Genomic DNA, 17,421 nt, shown 5'->3' with positions numbered 1-17,421 from the left:
TCGGGTGACACAAATACTGTCGGACAGCGCGCTCCCCGAGGGGTTATCTCATCCCCGGCGGCGGTCCACGGTCCCGTGGGTCGTCCTCCTCTTCGATATCGATCCCGGCCTCTTCACGGCGACGCTTGACCGCCTGGAGCTGGCGGTAGTAGTAGACGGAGCCGACGATCGCGACGACGATCCCGCCGACGGTCAGACCGCCGAACAACAGCAGATCACGCTGGAGGTAGTACCGGACGCTGAGCATCTGTGCGTCGACAGCGCCCCACGAGACGGTCATCCGGTCGCTGGTCGGGGGGACAGTCGTGTTGGCGTTCCCCGGACTGACTTGCGAGAGCAGCGGGATGCCGACCCGGGCGTTCGGTGGGAGCGTGACGGCGTAACTTCCACCGTCGACGTACGTCGGCGTCGTGAACTGTTTGCCGGACCGCGGTGCCGAAAAGGCGACCTCGCCGGAGACGTTCCCCCCGAACTGGATCTCCGTCCGCTGGCTGCCTTCGGTGGCACTCAGCGACGAGTTCGCCGGTTCGATCACGGTCCCGTTCTCGTAGCGGAACCGCAGCCCACGGATCGGGACACTCCGCTCCCGACCCAGTCCGTCCCGCGTGTACACTTCGAAGGTCGACCGGTTCTCGACGTCGTAGACAGCCGTGTACGACGACCGGTTGACGACGATGGTCGCGTCCTCGGTCGTCTCCCAGTCGTAGCTCGCGTTCTGGTTCAGTCGGTCGGGATCGGACGGTTCCGGTCCAAACAGGCCGGTACAGCCCGACAGCGCGAGCGTCGCGAGGACGGCGACCAGTGCGAGGTGGCGGCGGTTCATTGTCTCAGGGGACGACAGCGAGCAACTCCGAGGGCATGTACTGTCCGATATCCGACAACAGCCCCGGTGCGTCAGTGTCCGGGTTACAGATGATGCTCTGTTCGAGGAGCCCGATGCGTTCGACGGTCACGATGTCCTGTGCGTGGCCCGCCCGGTTGACGGTCGCGCGGGCTTCCGACCGAGTGACGCTGTTGGCGTTGACCCGGTCGTTGCCCCGGGACCAGTCGTAGAGCCGATCGACGGTCTCGTCGGCCAGTCGGGGCTCCTCGCCGGCGATGAACTGCAGCGGCATGTGCTGGACGATCCCGAACCGTTTGCGGATCTGGGCGGGTGAGCCCCGGCCGAGGTTCAGTCCGTCGGTCGGGATACGGACCGTCTGGCCGAAGCCGACGTCCAGCACGAACCCGTCGTCGTCCCACTGTTCGAGGGTCCCGACGTAGGTCTCGCCGTCCTCGTGGGTCGTGACGAGTTCGCCGAACTCCTCGCGGAGCAGGTTCCGCGCGACGGTCGCGTCGGGGCCGTCGACGGTCACCGTCGGAAACTCGTCGTCCCGGAGGCCCACGTCGAAGGAGACGTCGAGTTCGCCGAACCGGTCCTGAACGATACCACGCAGTCCATCGAGTGTGCGATCGCGGGCGTCGCCGGCGACGTACACTTTCGTTCCGAGGACGACCATCAGGCTTCCACGTGTTCGACGTTCAGTTCGTCGCGCAGTTCCTCGATCCGCGTCTCCATGGCGGCGACGAGCCGGGTGTTCTCCATGGACTCGACCTGGTTCCCACACTCGGGACACTGGAAGCCGAACTCCATGGCCTCGCCGAACTCGAAGCGGATGCCACAGTTCTCACAGAGGTAGAACTCGTTGTCACGCTCGTACTGCCGGCGCTCTTCGAGTCCGTCGAGCAGCCGGTGCATCTCCTCTTCGAGTTTCTCGGGGATCTCGTCGTACTCGAAGGTCCAGAGATAGGTGAGCCACCCCGAATCCTCGTCCCGGAGCCGTCGGTACGACGCCAGGTCGTTCTCGTAGAGGATAAACAGCGCCCGGCGCACGTCGTTCAGTTCCAGGCCCAACTCCTCGGCCAGTTCCTCGTCGGTCACTTCGCCGTCCGGCGGCGCGGCGGCGACCGGCATCCCTTTCGGTCCGACAAGCTCGTGGAGGTATTTCTGTATGACGGGGTCCTCCAAGAGGTCCTCAAAAGCCATTACTCTTCTGTCGGGGGGTCACGTGGTTAAAACCTCCGGCTCAGGGCGTGGGTCCCGGTGGCAGCCGAGGAGAACGCGGCCTGCGTGTGGACCTCGACACCGCTCAGCTCTCGGTGTCGGCCCACGGCCCGAGTCCGGCGTATCGGCCCAGGAACCACCCGAGAGCGAACGGCGTCAGGACCGCCAGACAGCCAAGGCCGACCCACCGGGCGGGCGGTGGCTGGGTCGCCAGATAGCCGAGGTACAGCGTCCCGAGGACGGGAACGACCCGCGAGGTCGGCGACGTGAGTCGGTCGAGCACTGGCAGGTGATTCGTGATGGGCCTACTTTGCTGGCCCGGTCCGGTGGCGTCACCACACCGCGGCCGCCAGATGGAACAGCCCGAGCAGCGTGAACCCGCCGGCGACCAGCCAATCGCCCGGTCGCGAGCCCATGTGGCGCTGTGTCACTGCCCGGAGGAACCACCAGCCGGCGATCCACACGAGGAGGTACGGGGCGAACCGCGTCCCGAGCCAACGACTCGCCAACAGGTCCAGCACACCGATTGTCACCAGCGTGTAACTGGCAGCGTGGTTCATGATCTGGGCGATCCCGCGGATATCCGAACGTTTGGTCTGGTAGGTAACCACGCCGAGATGCAGCGGCTTCAGCGGGCCGCCGTCGGTCGGGATCGCGCCGTCGAAATCCAGCAACCGGGGCATGACGAAGTGGACGAGTCCGAGCACGAGCGTGAACGTCCCGCAGACGGCGAATCCGACCGTTTGGAGGGAGTCGAGGAGCATCGGCGGAGTGGTCTCACAACCGCTACGTGAGGTGAAAAGTATTCCGTCCCGATCACTCGTCGTCGGGCTCGACGACTTTCTTCCCCGTCGCTTTGGGGACGACGACGCGGTCGGGGTCATCCCACTCGCGGTCGAGTTCCCGGCCCTCGAACAGCCGGTCGAGGAAGACGGCCAACGACGCCACCTCGGAGTGTGGTTGGTTGGTCACACCGACGTTGTAGTCGGCGTGTTCGTACACCTCGAAAGGAACCTTCTCGGCGCCGACGACCACCAGCAGCGGACCGGTCCCGTGGTCGGCTCGCACGTCGTCGACGACGTCCTGGATCGGTTCGCCGTACATCGTCAGATGGACGACCCGCCCCTCGAAATCGCGGATGGTCCGTTTGGGTTCCTCTGTCGTCTCGACGGCGAAGGGGCCGCCGAACCGCTCGGTGATGTCGACGATGGTATCCGTCCGACCGCGGGCGGAGCCGGCCATGATGACACGGTCGGCGCCAAGCGCGCGAGCGGTCAACCCGACGTGGGTCGTCATCCGCTCGTCCCGGCCGGGGCGGTGGCCCAACCGGAGGACCGTCACGTCGTGGTCGTCGTTCATCCGTTCAGGGCCGCGTCGATCGCCTCCTGGACGGGGCCGAAGGCGACCTCGCTCCACTGGACGGACTCGCCGTCGACGAAGACGGTCGGCGTCCCGCTGACGCCGCGTTCGCGGCCCGCGGACCGGTCGTCGGAGACTGTCGGTCGGTAGGCCTCGCCGACGCCTTCCTCCCGGATCGTCTCGCCGTCGACGTCGAGACCCTCGGCCAACTCCGCGTACACCGACGGTCCGAGGCGGTTCTGGTTATCGAACAGCCGTTTGTTGTACGTGAAGAAGGCCTCGTCGCCGGCACGGTCCTGGACCGCCCGGGCCGCGCTCGCTGCCTCCCAGGAGACCGCATCGTCGACGGGAATCGGGAAGTCGTTGAAGACGTACTCGATCGACCCGTCCGAGATGTAGTTCGTCTGGATCTGCGGATAGACGTCGAGCGAGAACGTCCGGCAGTGTGGGCAGGCGTAGTCCTCGTAGACTTCGACGGTCACGTCCGCGTCGGCGTCGCCAGCTACCGGGGCCGGGAGGGGTTGGCCCTCGGCGGTCGGCACCGACGGGGAGCCGCCGGAGCCCGAGAGACACCCGGCAGTCAGCCCGACGACGCCGACGCTAGCGGCTAGAAAACCGCGTCGTGTCGACCTGTTCATACCCATCCTCTCTCCGGAAGGCATAAAACCATTCTGTCACGCCCTCCGCCGAGACCGGAATCTTATTTCCGTAGTGCGGTCTGGCGTCGGTATGGACCTCTCTGACAGCCGGATCGTCGTCACTGGCGGCGCGGGATTCATCGGCTCACACCTCGTGGAACGGCTCCTCGAAGACAACACCATCACTGTCGTCGACGACGGCTCGAACGGGAACTTCGAGTGGGTCGCCGACGAGGCGACCGTCGTCGAGGGATCGCTCACCGACGAGTCGGTCGTCGCCGAAGCGATCACCCCGGACACCGATCTCGTCGTCCATCTGGCCGCGTCGAAACTGGTCGACACGGACACGCCCCGCCGGCAGTTCGAGGACAACAGCGAGATGACCTACAACGTCCTCGAACGGATGGACGCGGTCGGTGTCGAACGGCTGGTGTTCACTTCCTCCTCGACGGTCTACGGCGAAGCGCCGCGGCCGACGCCGGAGGACTACGCCCCGCTGGAGCCGATCAGCGTCTACGGGGCGACGAAACTCGCCGAGGAGTCACTCATCTCGACGTACGCCCACAGCCACGACATCCAGTCGTGGGTGTTCCGCTTCGCCAACATCGTCGGGCCGCGGCTTCGTGGGGCTGTCATCCCGGACTTCGTCGAGAAGCTCCGCGAGGACCCCACGTCGCTGACGATCCTGGGCGACGGTCGACAAGAGAAGTCCTACATGCACGTCTCGGAGTGTCTCGACGCGATGGTGTACGCTGTCGAACACGCCGACGGAGCACACAACGTCTTCAACCTCGGGACCCGGACCACCACGTCGGTCGACCGGATCGCCGACATCGTCGCCGACGAGATGGGCATCGACCCCGGCCGGGAGTACACCGGCGGGGACCGTGGCTGGACGGGGGACGTGCCCCGGATGCGTCTCTCGGTGGAGAAACTCGCCGGCCTGGGGTGGGAACCGGCCCAATCCAGCGACGACGCGGTCCGGCAGGCGACGGCGGAGCTACTCGACGAGTTGTAGCTCAGGGCGCGTAGGTGCCGTGGAGTTTGGCCTTGTCGAGCACGTGGCCGCCGGCTGCATCGTAGAGGTCGTCTTTCGTGGCGTTCGGTGACAGTCCGAGCTTCGTATCCAGGGCGTACAGCAGGAACCGGTAGGTGTGTTCCCGCTCCGGTGGGTTGGGGCCGCCCCAGCCGGTCTCGCCGTAATCGTTCTGCCCCTCGCTTACGTCCTCGGCCGACCAGCCTTCGGGGATGTGTTCGGTGTCGGGTGCGACGTTCCAGACGACCCAGTGATCCCACACCTTCCCGGCTGGCTCCTCCGCGTCGGGATCGTCGACGACCAACGCGAGCGAGAGGGCGTCGCCGGGGACTCCGTCGATGTCCAGTGGAGGGTTCGTGTTCGCCTCGGTGTACCCGTGTTCGCGGGGGATTCGTTCACCGTCCTCGAAGGCCGGGCTGGTCAACGAGAGGTCTGCCATGTGTGAGCATATATTTCTCCACCGACAAAAGACTCGTCCCGGTACGCCTTTGAGCGGGTATCCCCAACCCGCTCCCGTGCAAGTCGTCGGCTATCGGCCCCGTGACACCGACCCGGCAGCGCTCGTTCTCGCCGAGGAGCGCACCGTCGAACTGCGCCCGCTCGTTCCCGGGACCGAACTCTCCTACACCCTCGGGTCACGCCACTGTGCCGGCACCGTCGACGGCGAGGTCCACTATCCGTGTGCCAACGACACCGCACCGTACTGTCCGGAACACACCGACAGGTGGCCCTGCGCGCGGTGTACCGGCGACTGCGACAAGCCACTGGACGCCTGCGAGGAGGAACACGCAGTCTACCTGGCGGCGTTCGCGCCGGACGTCGTGAAAGTCGGCGTGACCCGCTCCTGGCGGCTGGAGACCCGGCTCAGAGAGCAGGGGGCCGACCGCGCCGCCCACCTCCGGACGGTGGCCGACGGACGCATCGCCAGACAGGTCGAAGCCGACATCGCGACGGATCTCGGCGACCGCGTTCGGGTCCCGACGAAGATCGACGGGCTCGCGGACAGCGTCGACGAGCGGTGGTGGAAGTCGCTGCTGGAGCGGTTCGCGCCCATCGAAACGTACGACTTCGACTACGGTCTCGACCTGGCGGACCGCCCCCTCGCCGAGACGCTCGCGACGGGGACGGTCCGCGGGACGAAAGGCCGGGTCGCCGTCCTCTCGAACAACGGGAGCACGTACGCGGTGAACCTCCGGGATCTGGTCGGCTGCGAACTCGACGAGGGGAGTGCCGACAGGGACCTCCAGTCGAGCCTCGGCGCGTTCTGATCCGTCATCTCAGTCACAAGATACTTACCACACCCCTGTGGCAGTTCCGCTGTGCGACGCGAACTCACACTGGCCGCCCTCGCCCTCCTGCTGTCGCTCGCGATCCTGGGTTCGCTGCTTGCGACCCCCGGCGCGTTCTCGGAACCCGAAGAGGACGTCCGGCCCAGTAGGCTGGACCTCCGGGAGACGACGATCGACGCGCGGAACGTGGGCGGTGAGACCGTCACGCTCTCGCTCGACTCGCGGCTCGAACACCGTGGTGGAACCGCACGCAACGTCACCGTCGAGACGCGAGCGATCGACGCCGACACCGGCCTGGTCGCCACGCGGACGCGGCAGTCGCTCGGGAACGTCAGCGGCGACCGCGAGATCCAGGTCCTGACGAACCTCACGGTCGAACGACAGGGGGACTACCGCATCGAGACGATCGTCTACGCCGACGAACAGCGCCGGACGTTCGGCCGGACGACCGTCCGCAACGTCGACGCGCTGACCCCGTCGTACGCGAAGAGTACCGTCTCCTTCCAGGAGTTCGAGAACGCCGACGTCCCACTGCGGGCGATCTCCTACCGGATCGAGTCGGTCGAGGACAACCGGACGACGATGAACGTCTCGGTGTTCCTGACGAACACCGGCGACGAACCGGCCGGGGACCTCCAGTTGCGCCTGCGGGCTCGCCAGGCCGAGTCCAACGTCATCGCCGACGAAGCGACGATCCGGGTCGGGCAGATCAGGCCCGGACGGACGACGACCGTCAGTACCGAACTGACGGTTCCCGACGGCTACAACTACTGGCTCGACGGCATCCTCCAGTCCGACGGCGTCATCATCGCCACCGAGAGTGCGCCGGCGAACCTCGACCCGACGGAGGTCCTCGAAGAGAACGTCACTCGCCGTGACACCGGCTTCCAGTCCGGCGACTTCGAGGAGCAACAGACGGGGATGCCACGAGCGACGGACGAACCGACGTTCACGTCCGGTAGCGGCCCCGGCTTCACCGCGGTCGCGGCGCTGGCCGCGGCCCTCGTCGCGGCGCTCGCTCTCGCACGGAGGAACGTATGACCGACACCCCATCCGACACCGACGACACGACCGAACCGCCCGCCAGCCCCGAGATCCCCGAACCGTCGCCGGACCACACGCCGGAGACTGACGACGGCGGCCGATCGATCGCCGTCTACGCGCAGTGGGCCGCGTTCGGGATACTCGTCCTCATCGCGCTCGTCGCCTCGTTGCAGTTCTACTTCGCGGCCTCGGCCGCGGTCAACGAGTTCGTCACCCGGCGGTACCGACCGCTGTTCCGGGCTGGCTTCAACCTCGTGGTGGTGCTGGTCGCCGCGACCGGCATCTCGCTGCTCGTCCGTCGCCTCGCCTGAGGACGGAGACGACAACCCTTTTCCGCGGCCCTACCGAACCCGCGTCCATGGCAGACGACGAACACGAGGAGACCGCGGAATCGGACGGATCGGGCGACGACGGCGAAGAGAAGTCCTTCCGGGAGCGCGTCGAGGAGATCCGCCAGCAACGCGCCGAAGAGCGCGAGGAAGGCGAGGAGGGCGAGATGAGCCGCGAGGAGCGCATGGAAGAGATGATGGGCGGTGGCGGCGGTGGCGGTCCCGGCGGGATGGGCGGTAACCCCTTCGCACAGATGATGGGCGGCATGATGGGCGGCGGTGGCGGCCCCGGTGCGGGCGGTCCAGGCGGGATGGGCGGCGGGCCGCGAGGCCCCGGCGGCGAGGAAGAGAGCAGCGACAACGAGGAACTCACCCGCGAGATCCGCAAGCTCCGTGACGAGGTCCACGACGTCCGGCGCTCGCTGGACCGGATCGCCGACGCGCTCGAAGACTGAGCTGCGCCGAGGCTGTGTTTCTCCTATCGAAGCTCCGATCAGCGCCAGCGGTCGGTACGGGGTCGCTTCCTCAGTCCTCGTAGGCCAGCGTCATGATCCACTGTGAGAACGTATCGTCGTGTGGATCGACTTCCTCGTCGCCGATAAACGGCGAGAGTTGATCGCCGGCCATCAGCAGGGAGAACTCGAGGTCTTTCGCGGCCGGCGTGAGGAAGTACGTGTTGTGGCCGTCGTAGACCGTCTCCTCGCGCTGGATGAGCCCCTTTTCGAAGAGGGACTCGACGATCCGACTCCCCTTCCGGGAGGAGACGTCCAGTTCCTTCCAGAACTCGCTCTGGTGGATGCCTCCCGACTCTCGGATAAGCTCCAGGCCGGCGCGTTCGTCCTCGGAGAGGTCCGCCTCCGCGGTCGCAGAACTCATGTTGTCCTACACCAGAACGGTCGGGCGGTTAAATCTGACCTTCGACCGGCCGGTACTCCGTCCGGCACGGCGGCCCGTCGGCGTACCGAAACGTCGCGGACTCACCGAGGGTTACGAGCGACGAGGACCGCGTTCCGAAGCCGTCGCCGTGGACACAGACGCCGTAGTCGTGGTCGCCGATGACCGACGCGGCCCTGTCGAGCCACGCGTCGGCGTCCTCGCCGGGTTCGACTTGGACTGTCTCCCGGACGCGGTCGGCGTTGCGGGCCTGCCGTTCGCCAGCGTCGGGGCGGCCACCGGGAATCCGGTAGTCGCCGTCGGCACCGACGTTGACCACCACGTGGACGCCCGGTTCCAGCGTCCGGACGGCCAGTTGGCCGTCCCACTCCAGCAGGACGGCGGCGTTCTCGTCGGCGAGCACTAGGTTGAACCCCTCGTACTCGGCCTCGCGGACGGCACCTTCGACGGCGCGGGCGGCCGATTCCGCGCTCTCGTGACCGAGTACGTCACGGACGAGCAGGCCGCGCGAGCGCTCGCCGGCGAGTTCGGTATCGACCCAGCGGTTCGTGACTGCCGCGAAGACGCCGTGTTCGTTGTACCCGAGCCAGGTCCCGCCGGCTTCGGCGTCGCTCGGAGCGACGACGCGTGCGCCCCAGTGTCGCCGTTTCGGCGGCTCCGACTCACGGTCCAGCGACTCGTCTCGGTTCGTTGCCGCGACGACAGGCGCGTCTTCGAACACCTGCCACGCGAGGACGATGGTACACACGGACGCCCGTAGGTGCCCGACAGGAAAAACGGTTGGCGCTGTTCACTCGCTCCCGTCGACGAGCGCACGTGCCGCCTCGCGGTCGACGGTCCCCGAGGCCGTTCGTGGGAGCGTATCGACGACACGGATCGTCTTCGGGACTTCGTACGGCGCGAGTCTGGCCTCGCAGTAGTCCCGGACAGCCCCGGCAGACACCGTCCCCGTGACCAGGGCTGCGACCCGCTGGCCCCACTCCTCGTCCGGGACGCCGACGACGACGGCGTCTGTCACGTCCCCGTTCTCCCGAATCGTCGCGGCTACGTCGCTCGCGACGACGTTCTCGCCGCCGGTGACGATCCGGTCGTCGACCCGGCCGACGATCCAGAGACGGCCGTCCTCGTCCCGATAGCCGAGGTCGCCGGTGTGTAAGCCGTGGCTCCCGAACGCGGCAGCCGTCCGCTCGTCGTCGAGGTAGCCCGGCGTGACCGTCGGTCCGTCGACGACGAGTTCGCCGCGCTCGCCGGGCTCACAGGGAGAGCCGTCGTCGACGACGGTCACCTCCGTGAACACGAGCGGCTGGCCGACCGTTCCGGGATGGTCGAACGCCGTCTGTGGCCGGGCCGTCGCGATCTGTGACGCGGTCTCGGTCATCCCGTAGGTCGGGTGGACCGGTACGCCCGCGTCCCGACAGCGATCGACGAGGGTCTCGTCGGCGGGCCCGCCGCCCAGCAGGACGGTCCGCAGTGACTCGGGCGGTTTCCAGCCCGCGTCCAGCAACCGCGCGAGCATCGTCGGGACCAGCGAGACGCCTGTCACGTCGGACTCGTCCATGACTGCCGCCGTCCCGTTCGGGTCGAACGAGCGCTGGACGACGACCGTCGTCCCGTACAGCGCCCCACGGAGGAACGGTGCCAGCCCGCCCATGTGGTAGGTCGGGAGGGCGACGAGCCACCGATCGTCTGGCCTGACGCCCAGCCGGAACGCCGAGGCGGTGGCGCTGGCGACCAGGTTCCCGACCGTGATCCGGACCCCCTTCGGATCGCTCGTCGTGCCGGACGTGAACAGGACGACCTGCTCGTCAGTCCGGGAGAGCGCCACTGGGTCCGGCGGTGCTCGGTCGATCGCCAGGGGAACGACGCCTTCGCTGCGTGGCTCGTCGACCGACACGACTGGACAGTCGGCGATCTCGCGGGCCGTCCGCTCGGTACCGCGCTCGCAGACGAGCAGCCCCGGGTCGACGCGGGCCAGTTGCGCGGCGAGAGTCGCGGGTTCCAGGCCGACGTTCAGCGGGACCAGCGCCACCCCGGCACGCATCGCGCCGAACAGCAGGGGCGCTATCTCGACGCGAGTGTCGACCAGCGCGGCGACGCGCTCGTTCTCGCCGCCGGCCGATCCGGTCTCGGCGGCGAAGCGAGCGGCGACGGTGTCGACTCGGTCGTCGAGTTCGCGGTAGCGCCAGGTCGGGTCGCCGTCCGCGTCGACGACTGCCGGCCGCTCGGGTGTGCTCGCGACGCGGTGGCTCACCAGATCCTGGGTCGGCCAGTCGACGGGTTCACGCATCGGTGGCCACCTCTCCGGGATCGACGCCCAGCCCGTCGGTCTGTGGGACCGACAGCGTGCCGTCCGCCAGCGTCGTCGGGTCCGGCGCGAGATCTCCGGCGAGTCGATCGCCAGTTGCCAGGCCACAGGGGGCGATGCCGGGAATCGCCGCCGCGACGTGGAGCGCGGCGAGTCTGGCGACGACGCCGTCGATGGTAGTCGTGACGACGGGTTCGATCCCGCGCTCCCGTGCCCGCAACGCGAGCGTGTGAGCGTTACCGGGGCCGCCGACGACCATCGGTTTCAGGATCAACACGTCGGCCGCGTCGGCGTCGATGACGGTGTCGACGCGGTGCTCAATCAGGCTCTCGTCGAGGGCGATCCCGACCGGTCCGCCCCGGAGATCGGCGTGGCCAGCCAAGTCCTCGGCCGGGAGCGGTTGTTCGACGTAGGCCACGCCGTAGTCGGCGAAGGCCTCGACCGCCTCGGCAGCCGTCTCGCGGTCCCAGACACCGTTTGCGTCCGCCCGAAGTGTCACGCCGTCGCCGACCCGCTCGCGGACCGCCCGCAGGCGGTCGAGATCCGCCGAAAGCGTCCGTGCGCCGACCTTGAGTTTACAGCAGTCGAAGCCGGCGTCGACGGCCTCGGCGACGTCGCGGGCGGTCTCGGTCGGCCCGGCGTCGCCGACCGTCGCGTTGACCGGGACCGAACGGCAGTCCCGCTCCTCGTCGAACCACTGGTACAGCGGGACGCCGTCGGCCCGCGCGTCGGCATCGAGTAGCGCCGTCGCGAAGCCGTGGCGGGCCGCCGGCACCTCGTCGGCCGCGAGCGCGAGCAGGGCACCGGTGTGGCCGCCCTCGGGTTCGGCCGCCGCGGCGGCCGCCAGTCCGTCCTCACAAGCCGATAGCGTCTCCGTCCAGCCCGGTAGCGGCGTCGCCTCCCCGACTCCGGTGTGCCCGCGGTGGTCGTACCGGACGACGTACCCGCTCCGGTCCCTGATCGTCCCCTGTGACGTTCCCAGCGGCTCGGCCAGCGGCAGCGAGAACCGCTCGTAAGTGAGATCGGTCATAGCCCGGCGACTCCCAGCCCGACCGCGAACAGTAGCGAGTGGAGAAACAGCGTCTTGCCGACCCGCTCTAACGCGGGGTTCAGCGCCTCGCCGTCGGATCGCGTGAGGACGGTCCTGCTCACCGCGACTGCCAGCGGTAGCGAGAGCAGCGGGGCCAGCGCCGGAAGCCCGTAGGCCGGATCGAGGGCGAAGACGACGGGGACGACGTAGGCCATCCCGACGAGCGCGAGGTACTCCACGCGACTCCACGCGTAGCCCAGATAGACCACGAGCGTCTTCTTGCCGGCCGCGGCGTCGGTCTCGCGGTCGCGGATGTTGTTGACCACGAGGATCGCCGTCGAGAGACCGGCGGCGGGCAGGCTCGCCACGACGACGGCCGGCGGGACGCTGCCGGGTGGGAGCCCGGCCGGGAACAGGCCGACGCCCTCCATGCTGGCGACCGCCTGGACGTAGTACGTACCCGTGACCGCGACCAGCCCGAAGTAGACGAACACGAACAGATCGCCCAGCCCGCGGTAGCCGTAGGGCAGCGGCCCGCCGGTGTAGAGAACGCCGGCGGCGATCCCCGAGAGGCCGACGACGACGATGGGGACGCCCCCGACGGCGACCAGATAGCTCCCGACGAGGACGGCCAGCGCGTAGGTAGCGATCATCGCACGCTTGACCTCCCTGGGTTCGATGAGCCCGCCGGCGGTCACTCTGGTGAACCCCTCGCGCTCGTCGGTGTCCGCGCCCTTTACGGCGTCGTAGTAGTCGTTCGCGAAGTTCGTCCCGACCTGGAGGAGCAAGGCCCCGACGAGCGCGGCGACCGCCGGCACGGGAGCCGCGACGTCGGCGTGGACGGCCATCCCGACACCGACGACGACCGGCGCGGCGCCGGCGGGCAGCGTCTGGGGTCGTGCGGCCATCACCCACGCCTTCCGCTTCGAGACGTCTGCCGTCGCTGTACTCATTGTGGTCGTGTCGGGCCGCGACGTTCAAAGCGACTGTGGTTCCGGGGGTCAGTTCTCGGTGCAGTCGGCCACCGCCGCCCACCAGACCGGTCGACGACGCTAGAGACTGGGACGGAAGCGGATTCGGCAATCGCCGTCGGGAAGCGACGCACCCGACCGCTCGGTCAGTAGTGCCAGGGGACGTCGTCGAACTCTGGCTCCCGTCCCTCGTTGAACGCGTCCCGGCCCTCCTGGGCCTCGTCGGTCATGTACGCGAGTCTGGTCGCTTCGCCGGCGAACACCTGTTGGCCGACCATCCCGTCCGAGTCCAGATTGAACGCGTATTTCAGCATCCGCATGGCCGTCGGCGACTTGCTGTTGATCGCTTCGGCCCACTCGATGGCGGTCGCCTCCAGGTCCTCGTGTGGGACCGCTTCGTTGACCATTCCCATGTCGGCGGCCTCCTCGGCGCTGTAGGTCTTCCCCAGGAAGAACACCTCGCGAGCCTTCTTCTGGCCGATCTGACGGGCGAGATACGCCGAGCCGAACCCGCCGTCGAAGCTCCCCACGTCGGGATCGGTCTGGAGGAACTTCGCGTGGTCGGCGCTGGCGAGCGTCAGATCACAGACCACGTGCAGGGAGTGACCACCGCCGACGGCCCATCCGGGGACGACGGCGACGACGACCTTCGGGATGTGACGGATCTGGCGCTGGACTTCGAGGATGTGGAGCCGACCGACGTTCTCCGGGGCGTCGTCGGCCTCGGGCGGGGCTTCGTCGGCTCGCGGTTCGCTGTGCTCTCCGCCCTCCGTCTCCGAGTCGCGTGGCGACTGGCTGTACTCGTAGCCGCTCTCGCCGCGGATGCTCTGGTCGCCGCCGGAGCAGAACGCCCACCCCCCGTCCTTCGGAGAGGGACCGTTGCCGGTGATGATGACACAGCCCACGTCTGTCAACCGCTTGGCGTGGTCCAGGGCCGTCGCCAGTTCGTCGACTGTCTCCGGCCGGAACGCGTTTCGTTTCTCCGGCCGGTCGAACGCGATCCGGACGGCGCCGGTCTCGGTCGCGCGGTGGTAGGTGATGTCGGTGAACTCGAATCGATCGACCGGTTCCCAGCGATCCGGGTCGAACAGCTCAGAGACCATACCGCCCGTGGGGACGGACGTCGCAAAAAGATTCACTTGTGGCGAAACACTTTCGACTGCGGCAGTCCAGCGTGGACGCGTATGCCCTCCGACTCGACCGATCGCACGATCAAGACTGTACTGGCCGTCGGGACTGTCCTGGTCCTGGCGTACAGCCTGGTCATCGCCCAGCAGATTCTCCTCGGGGTTCTCGCCGCCGTCGTCCTCTGGGGTATCTACCTCGTCTGGCGACTGATCAGCGTTCTCGAACGGATCGCGGGCTCGCTGGAGTATCGCATCGCCCAGTCCGAGCGGGGGGCTGACGATCGGACGGCCACAGAAAGCGAGTTCGACGGCGCCCGGGAGCGGGAACGGGAGCCCGAACACGAACGCTGAGAACCGGGCGCAAGGATTTATACCGACCTGTTACTCATCAAGAACTAACTGGCCGTCAATGACAGAGACGTACTACGACGTACTGGGGATCGCCGAGGACGCTTCGGCGGACGAAGTCGAGATGGCGTACCGCGAGCGCCTCAAGGAGACACATCCCGATGTCAGTGACGACGACGACGCACAGACGGCCACCCAGCGGATTGTCGAGGCCCGCGACGTACTGGTCGACGACGACGAACGGGAGACCTACGACCGCGTGGGACACACCGCGTACGTCGATGGAGAGTCGACGGCAACGACCCCCGAAAGCGACGTCTCCGCCGCGGCACGCCAGGCGGGATACGGTGAGGAGACCGACGGGTCGGCCAGCGAGTCGTCTACGACGCAGTCCCAGGGCTCGGGGAGCGACGGCCGCGGGCGGACCGACCGGGAACGTCGTGCCCGTGAACGTGTCTCCCAGTACGCCGGCCGGTCACAGCGTCGCCGGAGGACCGACAACACGGGGCCGACAGCCAACGCGTCGGCCGCCGGCACGACTACGGGGTCGTCGGCGTCCGGATCGTCCAGTGCGAGCGGTTCCTCGACGGACTACGCCGTCAGACAGGACCACAACTCGGTCAGAAAGCCCGAAGATCTGCTCCCCAGCGGTCGCGCACTCACGGTTCTCGGGCTGTCCTTTGCGTTCTACCCCGTATTGCTCGCCAGCGCGGTGTTCCCACCGTTCCCGCTGTGGGTGAACGTATTGGTCGGCCTCTGTGCGGTGTTCGTCTTCGGCTACCTCCAGTCGATGCCCCGGATCGCCGTCGCGGTGTTCGGCGGCTGGAGCCTGCTCGCACCGCTGATCCTGCTCGGGTTGCCGTTCGGCATCTTCTCGATCGTCGGCATCTTCACCCTCTGTGGGACCTGGCTCCCCTTCGCGTTCTCGGTGTTGACGCTCTCGATACTCCGATAAGGTCAGTTCAGGACGCCGATCTTCTCCGCGGTGTACCCGAAGACGTGTTCGTACCCCTCCGGGGAGAGCAACACGGGGTGGAACGGCTCGTCGGCGACGACGGTTTCGCCGTCCGCAGCAGCGATCGGTTCGCCCTCCGGAACCTCCTCGAAGTTCCGGGCGAACACCTCGTAGCTGTCCGCCGCGTCCTTCGGGATCGGCTCGCCGAGCTGGAACACCGGAAGGGGGTCCGTCCGAGTCGTCGACGCAGCGTCGGTGACGCCGGTCGCTGCGAGGAACTCACGGATCACTTTCGCCGCGTTCGTCGCGGCTGTCGACGACCCTTGATAGCCACATTCGACTTCGATGGTCGAGGGGACCGCCGAGAAGATACGCCCCTCGTTTGCCCCCGCAGTTCGGACGACGGCGTCGACGGAGAGTCGCGGGCAGATCTCTCGTGCCAACGGTGTCACGTCGTCGACCAGGGCAAAGAGGTCGTCGTAGGACTGCGTGGAGTGCAGTGCAAGCACCGTGCATCCCTCCAGTTCGGCGGTGAGTTCGGCCGCCAGTCGCTCCTCGTGGACGTCCGATTCCGGCGAACCCGGGAACAACCGATTGAGGTCGGCGTCGACGTACCGGGTGCCTGCCGCGAGCGCTCGCTCGTTGGCGACGACGAACTTCACCGGCCGCGAGACGTCAGGCGGGTCCGCGAGCACTGCCTCGATACCGGCCGGCCCACACGGTTCGTCTCCGTGGATTCCGCCGACGACTGCGACCTCTGGCTCCCCCTCACCCAGTTGCTCGACTCGCATTGTCTACTGATACGGCCCAGGACATTTAGCGACTACGGAGTCGGTCAGTGGTCCAGTCCCTCCGCGTAGGCTACGTCCTCGGGGCCTGCTTCGGGATAGCCGTCGTCGAGACGGATCTGCCATCCTTCGAGCGCCGCGGGGTCCGAGAGCGCGTTCGTGACTGTCGTGCGAACGTCCAGCAGGTCGACTCCGTAGAAGTCACCGGGGAGCCCCTGAAAATACTGTAGTGACGTCCGAAAGAGCGATCGCATCCCCTCGTCGTTCTCGAAGTCGAAGTGTTTGTACGCGCCGGCAGCGACCTGGACCATCCCGTGGAGGAACTTGCTCTCGGCAGTCCCGCGGCCGTAGTTGTACCACTCGTCCTCGAAACAGTCGTGTGACTCGTGGAACTCGCCGGAGTTGTACAGACGCACGCCGTGGACTACGGCCTGCCGGAGCGTCGCGTGCTCCCACTGCCCGTCGGCCCGCCATCCAGTCGGGTTTCCGACTGGCGGATCGACCGACGGGTCGCGCGTGTGGTCGTCCATACCACGTGTAGGCCGCCGGCTCGGGTCAATCCTCCGGTCGACCTACAGGTCGTAGCCACACTCCGGGCAGGTCCCGGTCGCTCCGTCGGCCGAGTGCTGACAGCGGGGACAGACCACCTCGTCTCCGACCCCACCCGTGTTCTGGTAGCCGGCCTCGTCCTGGAACGCGAACGCGACGACAGCGACGAGAATCAACAGGAGTAAGACACTCACGACGGGCAAGGCGCCGTCGAACTGGAGCGCCATGCCAGCGACACTCATGCCCCCATCGTCGCTGGGGAGGCGTATATACGTTCTGCCGAGGACAATCAGTTGGCTGTCTGCAACCGACACCCAGCGACGCTCCGTGTTCGTGTAACCTTTATATCAGCGACCACTGAAACCCAAGTGCGGAATTCCGAAACTCGAAAACGGCACGTGAGAGGCTGTAAACGGTACCGTGCCATCGATGTGCGAGGGTAGCCAAGCCTGGAAACGGCGGCGGACTCAAGATCCGCTCCCGTAGGGGTCCAAGGGTTCAAATCCCTTCCCTCGCACTGTTGGACCCACGCGGTCCCTCGCATAACAGTGCGGAAGACTGCAACGGAGCGGTCTTCCCTCGCAATTCCTACGAACACCCGACCCCGTAGCGCCTGCTTCACTCAAGATCCGCTCCCGTAGGGTCTCCACGAGCGAAGCGAGTGGAGGCAGGGAAGTCGCAGCACGCGAGTATCACGAGCGTGATCGTCTTCCCG

General features: G+C 67.4%; 24 protein-coding genes and 1 tRNA gene. 8 read left to right on the top strand and 17 right to left on the bottom strand.

All coding sequences use genetic code 11. From position 1 onward, the window contains the following. Positions 1-43: 43 nt before the first annotated feature. The 7 genes from P0204_RS02790 to P0204_RS02760 all read right to left on the bottom strand — a co-directional run bounded on the left by P0204_RS02790 (position 44) and on the right by P0204_RS02760 (position 4,041). Positions 44-823: a DUF5803 family protein gene (locus P0204_RS02790; RefSeq protein WP_276221469.1), complete on the bottom strand. Its 780-nt coding sequence runs from the start codon at positions 821-823 to the stop codon at positions 44-46. Between the two features lie 4 nt (positions 824-827). Then, the gene (locus tag P0204_RS02785; protein ID WP_276221467.1) at positions 828-1,499 is read right to left on the bottom strand and encodes a DUF2110 family protein; all 672 of its coding nucleotides are present in this window, start codon (positions 1,497-1,499) and stop codon (positions 828-830) included. Continuing rightward, the gene (tfe, locus tag P0204_RS02780) at positions 1,499-2,026 is read right to left on the bottom strand and encodes a transcription factor E (RefSeq protein WP_276221465.1); all 528 of its coding nucleotides are present in this window, start codon (positions 2,024-2,026) and stop codon (positions 1,499-1,501) included. Before tfe ends, P0204_RS02785 begins: the two co-directional genes overlap by 1 nt. 103 nt (positions 2,027-2,129) lie before the next feature. Further along, entirely contained in the window at positions 2,130-2,327 is a 198-nt protein-coding gene (locus P0204_RS02775; RefSeq protein WP_276221463.1) for a hypothetical protein, read from the bottom strand. A 49-nt stretch (positions 2,328-2,376) separates the two neighbouring features. Then, positions 2,377-2,808: a hypothetical protein gene (locus tag P0204_RS02770; RefSeq protein WP_276221461.1), complete on the bottom strand. Its 432-nt coding sequence runs from the start codon at positions 2,806-2,808 to the stop codon at positions 2,377-2,379. 52 nt (positions 2,809-2,860) lie between these two features. Then, positions 2,861-3,403, bottom strand: coding sequence for a tRNA (cytidine(56)-2'-O)-methyltransferase (locus P0204_RS02765; protein ID WP_276221459.1), 543 nt, complete (start codon positions 3,401-3,403; stop codon positions 2,861-2,863). Then, positions 3,400-4,041, bottom strand: a complete 642-nt coding sequence (locus P0204_RS02760; protein WP_276221458.1) for a DsbA family protein — start codon at positions 4,039-4,041, stop codon at positions 3,400-3,402. The genes P0204_RS02765 and P0204_RS02760 overlap by 4 nt, the downstream gene beginning before the upstream one ends. A 91-nt stretch (positions 4,042-4,132) precedes the next feature. Between P0204_RS02760 and P0204_RS02755 the strand changes: the two genes are divergently transcribed. Then, the gene (locus P0204_RS02755; protein WP_276221456.1) at positions 4,133-5,059 is read left to right on the top strand and encodes an NAD-dependent epimerase/dehydratase family protein; all 927 of its coding nucleotides are present in this window, start codon (positions 4,133-4,135) and stop codon (positions 5,057-5,059) included. A gap of 1 nt (position 5,060) precedes the next feature. Here P0204_RS02755 and P0204_RS02750 read toward each other — a convergent pair whose 3' ends face one another. Beyond that, positions 5,061-5,516, bottom strand: a complete 456-nt coding sequence (locus P0204_RS02750) for a YbhB/YbcL family Raf kinase inhibitor-like protein (RefSeq protein WP_276221453.1) — start codon at positions 5,514-5,516, stop codon at positions 5,061-5,063. Between the two features lie 76 nt (positions 5,517-5,592). Here P0204_RS02750 and P0204_RS02745 point away from each other — a divergent pair, with 76 nt between their 5' ends. The 4 genes from P0204_RS02745 to P0204_RS02730 are packed head-to-tail and all read left to right on the top strand — an operon-like array spanning position 5,593 to position 8,194. Then, complete coding sequence (locus tag P0204_RS02745) at positions 5,593-6,345, top strand: DUF2797 domain-containing protein (RefSeq protein ID WP_276221451.1); 753 nt, start codon at positions 5,593-5,595, stop codon at positions 6,343-6,345. Positions 6,346-6,396: 51 nt separating this feature from the next. Further along, positions 6,397-7,407 (top strand): DUF7490 domain-containing protein, encoded by a 1,011-nt coding sequence (locus tag P0204_RS02740; protein WP_276221449.1) that lies wholly within the window; start codon positions 6,397-6,399, stop codon positions 7,405-7,407. Beyond that, positions 7,404-7,721 (top strand): DUF8060 family membrane protein, encoded by a 318-nt coding sequence (locus P0204_RS02735; protein ID WP_276221447.1) that lies wholly within the window; start codon positions 7,404-7,406, stop codon positions 7,719-7,721. Before P0204_RS02740 ends, P0204_RS02735 begins: the two co-directional genes overlap by 4 nt. Before the next feature lie 47 nt (positions 7,722-7,768). Further along, positions 7,769-8,194: a hypothetical protein gene (locus P0204_RS02730; protein ID WP_276221445.1), complete on the top strand. Its 426-nt coding sequence runs from the start codon at positions 7,769-7,771 to the stop codon at positions 8,192-8,194. 70 nt (positions 8,195-8,264) lie between these two features. Here the strand turns inward: P0204_RS02730 and P0204_RS02725 are convergent, their stop codons facing one another. The 6 genes from P0204_RS02725 to P0204_RS02700 form a co-directional block, all read right to left on the bottom strand. Next, positions 8,265-8,615 carry a helix-turn-helix transcriptional regulator gene (locus P0204_RS02725; protein ID WP_276221444.1) on the bottom strand — a complete coding sequence of 117 codons (351 nt, stop codon included), beginning with the start codon at positions 8,613-8,615 and terminating at the stop codon, positions 8,265-8,267. Positions 8,616-8,643: 28 nt separating this feature from the next. Further along, positions 8,644-9,381: an NRDE family protein gene (locus P0204_RS02720; protein ID WP_276221442.1), complete on the bottom strand. Its 738-nt coding sequence runs from the start codon at positions 9,379-9,381 to the stop codon at positions 8,644-8,646. A gap of 42 nt (positions 9,382-9,423) precedes the next feature. Continuing rightward, on the bottom strand, positions 9,424-10,920 hold the full coding sequence (locus tag P0204_RS02715) for a class I adenylate-forming enzyme family protein (protein WP_276221440.1): 1,497 nt from the start codon (positions 10,918-10,920) through the stop codon (positions 9,424-9,426). After that, on the bottom strand, positions 10,913-11,968 hold the full coding sequence (locus tag P0204_RS02710) for a mandelate racemase/muconate lactonizing enzyme family protein (RefSeq protein WP_276221439.1): 1,056 nt from the start codon (positions 11,966-11,968) through the stop codon (positions 10,913-10,915). Before P0204_RS02710 ends, P0204_RS02715 begins: the two co-directional genes overlap by 8 nt. Then, positions 11,965-12,921: a 1,4-dihydroxy-2-naphthoate polyprenyltransferase gene (locus P0204_RS02705; RefSeq protein WP_276221437.1), complete on the bottom strand. Its 957-nt coding sequence runs from the start codon at positions 12,919-12,921 to the stop codon at positions 11,965-11,967. Before P0204_RS02705 ends, P0204_RS02710 begins: the two co-directional genes overlap by 4 nt. Before the next feature lie 164 nt (positions 12,922-13,085). Then, positions 13,086-14,042 (bottom strand): 1,4-dihydroxy-2-naphthoyl-CoA synthase, encoded by a 957-nt coding sequence (locus P0204_RS02700; RefSeq protein ID WP_276221435.1) that lies wholly within the window; start codon positions 14,040-14,042, stop codon positions 13,086-13,088. Between the two features lie 81 nt (positions 14,043-14,123). Between P0204_RS02700 and P0204_RS02695 the strand changes: the two genes are divergently transcribed. Both P0204_RS02695 and P0204_RS02690 read left to right on the top strand, forming a co-directional pair. Next, entirely contained in the window at positions 14,124-14,417 is a 294-nt protein-coding gene (locus P0204_RS02695) for a DUF8066 domain-containing protein (RefSeq protein ID WP_276221433.1), read from the top strand. Between the two features lie 58 nt (positions 14,418-14,475). Beyond that, entirely contained in the window at positions 14,476-15,369 is an 894-nt protein-coding gene (locus P0204_RS02690; protein WP_276221432.1) for a J domain-containing protein, read from the top strand. Between the two features lie 2 nt (positions 15,370-15,371). Here the strand turns inward: P0204_RS02690 and P0204_RS02685 are convergent, their stop codons facing one another. Genes P0204_RS02685 through P0204_RS02675 form a run of 3 tightly spaced genes read right to left on the bottom strand, consistent with a single transcriptional unit; the run spans position 15,372 to position 16,948 of the window. After that, the gene (locus P0204_RS02685; protein ID WP_276221430.1) at positions 15,372-16,160 is read right to left on the bottom strand and encodes a M14 family metallopeptidase; all 789 of its coding nucleotides are present in this window, start codon (positions 16,158-16,160) and stop codon (positions 15,372-15,374) included. Between the two features lie 44 nt (positions 16,161-16,204). Further along, positions 16,205-16,687 carry a DUF309 domain-containing protein gene (locus P0204_RS02680; RefSeq protein ID WP_276221427.1) on the bottom strand — a complete coding sequence of 161 codons (483 nt, stop codon included), beginning with the start codon at positions 16,685-16,687 and terminating at the stop codon, positions 16,205-16,207. Positions 16,688-16,729: 42 nt separating this feature from the next. Continuing rightward, entirely contained in the window at positions 16,730-16,948 is a 219-nt protein-coding gene (locus tag P0204_RS02675; protein WP_276221425.1) for a hypothetical protein, read from the bottom strand. Between the two features lie 191 nt (positions 16,949-17,139). Between P0204_RS02675 and P0204_RS02670 the strand changes: the two genes are divergently transcribed. Next, positions 17,140-17,223: transfer RNA gene (locus tag P0204_RS02670), tRNA-Leu, on the top strand. The last annotated feature ends 198 nt before the right edge of the window (positions 17,224-17,421 follow it).

The sequence above is a fragment of the Haloarcula halophila genome, assembly GCF_029278565.1.
In the GTDB taxonomy this organism is placed as follows: Archaea; Halobacteriota; Halobacteria; order Halobacteriales; family Haloarculaceae; genus Haloarcula; species Haloarcula halophila.
The sequence above is the reverse complement of the archived record's forward strand: the minus strand, read 5'-3'. Positions and strand labels throughout refer to the sequence as shown.

What these genes read in the sequence shown, in the direction of transcription:
- P0204_RS02675 (WP_276221425.1), bottom strand. Translation starts at nt 16,948, where the DNA reads ATGAGTGTCGCTGGCATGGCGCTCCAGTTCGACGGCGCCTTGCCCGTC.
- P0204_RS02700 (WP_276221435.1), bottom strand. Translation starts at nt 14,042, where the DNA reads ATGGTCTCTGAGCTGTTCGACCCGGATCGCTGGGAACCGGTCGATCGA.
- P0204_RS02760 (WP_276221458.1), bottom strand. Translation starts at nt 4,041, where the DNA reads ATGAACAGGTCGACACGACGCGGTTTTCTAGCCGCTAGCGTCGGCGTC.
- P0204_RS02725 (WP_276221444.1), bottom strand. Translation starts at nt 8,615, where the DNA reads ATGAGTTCTGCGACCGCGGAGGCGGACCTCTCCGAGGACGAACGCGCC.
- P0204_RS02690 (WP_276221432.1), top strand. Translation starts at nt 14,476, where the DNA reads ATGACAGAGACGTACTACGACGTACTGGGGATCGCCGAGGACGCTTCG.
- P0204_RS02715 (WP_276221440.1), bottom strand. Translation starts at nt 10,920, where the DNA reads ATGCGTGAACCCGTCGACTGGCCGACCCAGGATCTGGTGAGCCACCGC.
- P0204_RS02730 (WP_276221445.1), top strand. Translation starts at nt 7,769, where the DNA reads ATGGCAGACGACGAACACGAGGAGACCGCGGAATCGGACGGATCGGGC.
- P0204_RS02680 (WP_276221427.1), bottom strand. Translation starts at nt 16,687, where the DNA reads ATGGACGACCACACGCGCGACCCGTCGGTCGATCCGCCAGTCGGAAAC.
- tfe (WP_276221465.1), bottom strand. Translation starts at nt 2,026, where the DNA reads ATGGCTTTTGAGGACCTCTTGGAGGACCCCGTCATACAGAAATACCTC.
- P0204_RS02695 (WP_276221433.1), top strand. Translation starts at nt 14,124, where the DNA reads ATGCCCTCCGACTCGACCGATCGCACGATCAAGACTGTACTGGCCGTC.
- P0204_RS02710 (WP_276221439.1), bottom strand. Translation starts at nt 11,968, where the DNA reads ATGACCGATCTCACTTACGAGCGGTTCTCGCTGCCGCTGGCCGAGCCG.
- P0204_RS02735 (WP_276221447.1), top strand. Translation starts at nt 7,404, where the DNA reads ATGACCGACACCCCATCCGACACCGACGACACGACCGAACCGCCCGCC.
- P0204_RS02765 (WP_276221459.1), bottom strand. Translation starts at nt 3,403, where the DNA reads ATGAACGACGACCACGACGTGACGGTCCTCCGGTTGGGCCACCGCCCC.
- P0204_RS02755 (WP_276221456.1), top strand. Translation starts at nt 4,133, where the DNA reads ATGGACCTCTCTGACAGCCGGATCGTCGTCACTGGCGGCGCGGGATTC.
- P0204_RS02790 (WP_276221469.1), bottom strand. Translation starts at nt 823, where the DNA reads ATGAACCGCCGCCACCTCGCACTGGTCGCCGTCCTCGCGACGCTCGCG.
- P0204_RS02750 (WP_276221453.1), bottom strand. Translation starts at nt 5,516, where the DNA reads ATGGCAGACCTCTCGTTGACCAGCCCGGCCTTCGAGGACGGTGAACGA.
- P0204_RS02705 (WP_276221437.1), bottom strand. Translation starts at nt 12,921, where the DNA reads ATGAGTACAGCGACGGCAGACGTCTCGAAGCGGAAGGCGTGGGTGATG.
- P0204_RS02785 (WP_276221467.1), bottom strand. Translation starts at nt 1,499, where the DNA reads ATGGTCGTCCTCGGAACGAAAGTGTACGTCGCCGGCGACGCCCGCGAT.
- P0204_RS02770 (WP_276221461.1), bottom strand. Translation starts at nt 2,808, where the DNA reads ATGCTCCTCGACTCCCTCCAAACGGTCGGATTCGCCGTCTGCGGGACG.
- P0204_RS02685 (WP_276221430.1), bottom strand. Translation starts at nt 16,160, where the DNA reads ATGCGAGTCGAGCAACTGGGTGAGGGGGAGCCAGAGGTCGCAGTCGTC.